This window comes from uncultured Algibacter sp. (assembly GCF_947487575.1).
GTDB lineage: Bacteria > Bacteroidota > Bacteroidia > Flavobacteriales > Flavobacteriaceae > Algibacter_B.
This window is the reverse complement of record NZ_CANKXG010000008.1, coordinates 237,451-243,450: the sequence shown is the minus strand read 5'-3', so window position 1 is coordinate 243,450 and position 6,000 is coordinate 237,451. Positions and strand designations below refer to the sequence as shown.

Here is a 6,000-nt window from a genome sequence, read left to right as displayed (position 1 = left end):
ACGCTTTACGTACCCAGTGTTTTCCGATGTTTTCATTACACTAATGTTTTAGTGTATCGCTATTTCAGGACGGGACAGAACTATAAAATAAAAAGACTCAGCTAATTTGGTTGAGTCTTTTTATTTGCATTAAAAATTTGTTAAAATTAAAGAGGATGGATTAATTTGTTCTACTTGAAAAATTAAGCATCCAGTCAATACATTCTGTAGCACTAAATACCATGGCGTTGCCTTTAGCATGATTAGCACCAGGAAATGCAGTGTGTTTTACGTTAGTATTACCTTCATTCTGCAGAAGAGATATCATTTTTTTTACGGGTTCAACATTCTTTTCATCATTACCACCTACCATTCCCCAAACAGGAAGTTTGGCTAATTTACTTATATCGTCTTGCTCATTTATACCTCTAAAACCAGAGGGTGCAGCCGCAGCAAAACGGTTAGGTGATTTTAGTATCCAATTCCATGTTCCTATACCTCCCATGCTGTGTCCTATAAGGTAGATACGATTTGTATCAATTTCAGGGTGCGTTTCAAGGATGTAATCTAACATTATGTTTAAAGTGTCTGGGTTCCATTTCTCAAAAGAATTTGGTTCTAAAAGAATGAGCTCTTTACCTGCTAATTCAGCAAGTGAAAGCCCTTTAACTTTTGCTGAACGACTAAGCTGCTCTTCAACAGTCCATGTTTTTCCTCCAGCACCGTGTAACGAAATAAGTAGTGGTAGCTTTTTTTTAGTTCTTCTTTTAGGAAACGCCATAAAAGCTGTTTTTTTTAAATTCCCTAATTTTGGTTGTAAGCTATTAGGCCAATTCACTAAGGTAACTTTCATATTCTTAAAGTTACTGTTAATATCTTTAAGTGTTTTTTCAATAATTGAAGTCTGTTGAAAACTAGATAGAATTAATACTGCTAATGATAAGAATACTAATTTTTTCATATTTGAAATTGTTTTAATTAGAGCGAAAAAGCAATGTATAAATTGATGTACACGTTTATTTTCTCTATACTAATAATACCGTTAAGCTCATAGCGCCATGAGCACCAACAACTAAGCATTGTTCAATATCTGCTGTTTTAGAAGGTCCAGATATAAAGACTCCAAAACTCCTGTTTCTTTGGCTAATTATATCATAAGCTTGGTGCATGTGAAGATAAAGTTTGTCTTTTTCAAGAATGATAACAAGGTCATTTGTAATAAATGGTAACGCACGAACGATACTGTTTTCAGCAGTCACCCATATAGCACCATTTTCAGATACACCAAATTCGCCTTCTACAATTGCCAAATCGATATCTTCAAGTTCATGTGGATCAGTATCAATAGAAATTTTAACTGTTCCTAAAGCTGTTTTAGATGAAGTAGAAACTATGCGTTTTGCCTTTGAGTAAATGGTCTTAACTTCAGTATCAATGGCTTTTTTTTCAATTTGTTTTATGTTACCTCCAACTAAAGCAATATTATTTTTAAAGACCTCTAGTATATTGAGGTCTTCAGCAAAAGCCTCAACATTAACGGTTGGCATAGGAAGTAAATCTGGTTTGTTTTCTTTTATTGATTGTAAAATAGCTTCTCTACCCATTTTTATTTCGTTTTTTGTACCATTCATCAAAATTTTCATTCTTTATCTCTGGTAAATCTCTGGCTTTACCCCAAGCGTTTAATTTGTTGTATATCATAAATTTTGGTAAATGTTTTAAAGCAAATCTCGCTGATTTTCCTGCAAAACCATATAAGCTTGGTTTAGCTAATATAATCCCTGCAACTTTTAAAATAGATTTTTTTACTACAGGTTGTTTTTCCTCTTTAACAATAACTTGTCGCCATTTGTATAGCTGTTCATGAATATTAATCTTCACAGGGCATACGTTAGAACAAGACCCACATAGCGTGGATGCAAAAGGGAGTGAACTGTGTTTTTTCAAATCTTTACCAGGGGAAAGAATAGACCCAATTGGTCCAGGTATTGTGTAATCATAACTATGACCGCCACTTCTTCTGTATATCGGGCAGGTGTTCATACAAGCACCACAACGTATACAATGTAGAGAGGCTCTAAAATCTTCTCTACTCAGTTGTTCAGTTCTTCCATTGTCAACAATAACAATATGCATTTCTTTGCCTTCTTCGGGTTTATTAAAATGCGAAGAATAGGTTGTAATAGGTTGCCCTGTAGCACTTCTGGCTAGTAAACGTAAAAACACACCTAAGTGTTTTTCTTTAGGAATAATTTTCTCAATACCCATACATGCAATGTGCACTTTTGATAAATGGACACCCATATCAGCATTGCCCTCATTAGTACAGACAACAAAGCCACCTGTATCTGCAACTGCAAAATTGACTCCTGTAATGGCTACATCTGCTTTTAAAAATTTATCTCTTAAATGTTTTCGTGCTTCACTAACTAAGTATTCAGGGTTTCCTTGGCTAGGTTTCGTTCCAAGATGTTCTTGAAATAATTCATCAACTTGTTCTTTCGTTTTATGAATTGCAGGGAGTACAATATGGCTTGGTGGCTCTTCAGCCAATTGAACAATGCGCTCTCCTAAGTCTGTATCAATAACTTCAATTCCTTTTTTTTCTAAGAATGGATTTAAATGGCATTCTTCAGTAAGCATGGATTTACTTTTAACGACCCTTTTTGCATTGTGTTTCTCAAGAATACTATTTACAATGTTATTGTGTTCTTCAGCATTAGATGCCCAATGTACATGGATACCGTTTTTTTGTGCATTAGATTCAAATTCGACCAAGTACTCATCTAAATTTGATAATACATTAGCTTTAATGGCTGATCCTAATTCTCGCAAATATTCCCAACCTTGAATGCTATGTGCCGATTTGTCTCGTTTTTCTCTAACATACCATAATGCTTTGTCGTGCCAGTTGACTTTAGATTCGTCTTTATTAAATTCTTTAGCTTTAGTTGCGTGGTTCATAATTATAAACTGCTATTTAATATTTCGGCAATGTGCATTACCTTTAAGGGTTGTTTATTACGGTTTATTAAACCTTCCAAATGCATCAAACACGAATGGTCAGCACCTGTTAAAACTTCTACATCACTATCTAAATGATCTTGAACACGATCTTTTCCCATTTTGGTAGAGATGGCTTCTTCAAAAACAGCAAAAGTACCTCCAAAACCGCAACATTCATCTTTACGATTTAAAGACATTAATTCAAGTCCTTTAACTTTATTCAATAAATCTTCTTCGGTAGAATAATGCTCCCCTTTAACTTCAGAACAGGAACCAAGTTTTAAACCTCTTAAGCCATGGCAACTTTTATGTAAACCAACTTTATGTGGGAATGATGCTCCTAAATCGGTTTTTCCAAGAACTTTTACTAAAAACTCGCAAAGTTCATACGCATTGTTTCTTACTTTTTGTACTTCTGGTGTTTGCTCTAAAATATCAAAGTGATGTTTAATATGATAGATGCAACTTCCAGATGGCCCAACTATATAGTCATATTGTTTAAAATTTTCTACAAATAATTTGCATGCACCTTTAGAATCATCTTCATATCCTGAATTACCTAGGGGTTGCCCACAGCATGTTTGCCCTTGGGGATAATAAACGTCAACGTTCAATTTTTCTAGTAATTCCAGAGTAGCTATTGCCACTTGCGGATACAGTTGGTTAACATAGCATGGTATAAATAAACCTACTTTCATGTATATTTTATTAAGATTTTAGCTCTTGTATAAGTTATAATAAAAGTAGATTATTATTGATAACTAGCTATCCTGTTCTAACCCGTAAAAATTGATTTTAATTAGATAAAATTCTATATGTATTTTTCTAATTAAGAAATTGAATATTATGAGTAGATTAATGAACTTTTAGTTTAACCGAACAGTACAGGATAGAGTTTTAACTATTACCGTATATTTTCGTCTGAATGATATAATTATTTTAGAGGTAGATTTAAAAAATAATAAAGAAAGATATACTATTTTATAATAACTAACTAAACCAAAATTATGGCAGAATACCAACAAGAATTAGATGCAATAGAAGATGTGTCAGGTGGAGAATTTGAAAGAACCCCTGTGCCTCAATCAAAATTAAAAGGCTGGAAATCATTTTTAGGTATGTATGCAGGAGAACACGCTGCAGGTACTGAATTTATGATTGGCCCATTGTTTTTAGCTGCGGGAGCCAGTTTAAAAGATTTGTTGTTAGGATTGTTTATTGGTAATATTCTAGCGATACTTACTTGGAGATACATAGTGGCTCCTATAGCTGTATCTAGCAAACTAACTTTGTATTATCAATTAGAAAAAATTGCAGGAAAGCATTTAGTAAAAGTTTATAATGTAGTTAATGGAGTGCTTTTCTGTTTTTTAGCAGGCGCTATGATTACGGTTTCTGCTAGTGCTGTTGGAATTCCCTTTGGTGTAAGTTTTTCTGTTCCAGAAAGTGTTTTTGGTTTAAGTAGCCCAGGGTTTTCGGCAATTGTTATCATCGTGGGTTTAGTAATGGCAATTGTAGCAGCTGCGGGTTATAATACTGTTTCTAAATTTGCCAACATAGCGGCACCTTGGATGATTATTGTTTTTGCTGCTTGTGGTTTATCTGCACTATCACAAATGGAGGTTGATTCATGGAAAAGTCTACTTGCAGAATGGGATAAAGGAATAAGTGTGGTGCAGTCTATTAACGGTAAGGTAGATTTTGGTTTTTGGAAAATTGTGATTTTCTCTTGGTTATGTAATGCTGCGATGCATTTTGGAATGTCAGACTTATCAATAATGCGTTTTGCCAAAGATACTCGTGCAGGTTGGGGTCCATCAATTGGAATGTTTTTGGGGCACTATATGGCATGGATTTGTGCTTCATTTATGTTAGCGGCTCAGATAAAATTAACTGGAGATATTTCTGCTAATCCAGGGGCTTTAGCTTGGAGTGCCGTAGGTTGGACAGGAATTATCTGTGTGATCATAGCGGGATGGACAACTGCAAATCCTACCATTTACAGAGCAGGTCTTGCATTTCAAAGTTTGTTTTCAACCAATGCAAAAAAATATTCGGGTGTAATTTTAGCAGGTATAATAGCAACAATAGCTGGTATTTTTCCAACACTATCAAGTAAGTTGCTTGATTTTGTAGGTTTGTATGGAACAATCTTGGGGCCAATGGGTGGGGTTATTTTTGTTAACCATTATCTAGCAAAAAAAATGAATTTTACGCAAGACTTTGCAGATGAAAAGGGATCTAGCTTTAATGTGGCTGTTTTATTAGCTTGGACTATTCCGGTAGCTTTAGGGTTGTACTTTATCTTTGCAAAAGGTTTGTTTCCTGCTTATGCAGTAATACCTTGCTGGATTGCTTCCAGTTTATTATATGTACTTATTATGAAACTTCAAAAATCATAAATTATGAAAATACTAAAATTAATTAGTGCTATTTCAATAGGCGTTTTGATATTGTTAGTTGGTATATTATCATTTGTAGGAAAAATTGAGCCGGTAAACATGAAAACAATTATGTTAATAGGAACAATTCTATGGTTTGCTACTACACCTTTCTGGATAAAAGAAGAAGAGTAGTTTTACAATGCGTGTTCATAGTGTTTATGTTTTTATTTACAATAAAGTGTAACACATTAAAAACACACTTGCTTAGGTTAAAGCTTCTGCTTTTAATAATTGATAAAAAATAAACTTATCATTTAATAAATCAGTTTTTCTTATTTGGGCAATTAGTTTTGGAATTTTATATCAGTACAGTTTGATGTGTTTTTATCATTTGTAACACTTCAGGTATGGATACTACGTGGCGTTATGTTTTTGGTTTTGGGTAAGTCTTTTCAAAAGCACCATTAATCCAAAAGAAATGTTTATAAAGATGCAAGAGAATATAAGTATCTTCACTAAAACTATAAAGTAAAAGCTGACTTATATTATTAAGTCAGCTTTTTTATATGGCAAATGTTTAATATTAAGGAGATGTTAACAGCTGTTACTAAATAATTTTGACTTTTAATAA

Annotated in this window: 6 protein-coding genes; 2 read left to right on the top strand and 4 right to left on the bottom strand. The window is 33.5% G+C overall.

Annotated features, from left to right (window positions below):
* Positions 1 to 160 precede the first annotated feature (160 nt).
* From Q0870_RS11110 to Q0870_RS11095, 4 genes are all read right to left on the bottom strand, one after another.
* A complete protein-coding gene (locus Q0870_RS11110; protein WP_298555544.1) occupies positions 161 to 940 on the bottom strand; it encodes a dienelactone hydrolase family protein in 780 nt (259 codons plus the stop codon).
* Between the two features lie 64 nt (positions 941 to 1,004).
* Complete coding sequence (locus Q0870_RS11105) at positions 1,005 to 1,610, bottom strand: LUD domain-containing protein (protein ID WP_298555543.1); 606 nt, start codon at positions 1,608 to 1,610, stop codon at positions 1,005 to 1,007.
* Positions 1,576 to 2,943, bottom strand: coding sequence for a LutB/LldF family L-lactate oxidation iron-sulfur protein (locus tag Q0870_RS11100; RefSeq protein ID WP_298555542.1), 1,368 nt, complete (start codon positions 2,941 to 2,943; stop codon positions 1,576 to 1,578). Before Q0870_RS11100 ends, Q0870_RS11105 begins: the two co-directional genes overlap by 35 nt.
* Before the next feature lie 2 nt (positions 2,944 to 2,945).
* Positions 2,946 to 3,683 (bottom strand): (Fe-S)-binding protein, encoded by a 738-nt coding sequence (locus Q0870_RS11095; protein ID WP_298555541.1) that lies wholly within the window; start codon positions 3,681 to 3,683, stop codon positions 2,946 to 2,948.
* Between the two features lie 309 nt (positions 3,684 to 3,992).
* Here Q0870_RS11095 and Q0870_RS11090 point away from each other — a divergent pair, with 309 nt between their 5' ends.
* Together Q0870_RS11090 and Q0870_RS11085 are read left to right on the top strand one after the other, a co-directional pair.
* Positions 3,993 to 5,387 (top strand): hypothetical protein, encoded by a 1,395-nt coding sequence (locus Q0870_RS11090; protein ID WP_298555540.1) that lies wholly within the window; start codon positions 3,993 to 3,995, stop codon positions 5,385 to 5,387.
* A gap of 3 nt (positions 5,388 to 5,390) precedes the next feature.
* Positions 5,391 to 5,561, top strand: coding sequence for a hypothetical protein (locus Q0870_RS11085; protein ID WP_298555539.1), 171 nt, complete (start codon positions 5,391 to 5,393; stop codon positions 5,559 to 5,561).
* Positions 5,562 to 6,000: the final 439 nt, after the last annotated feature.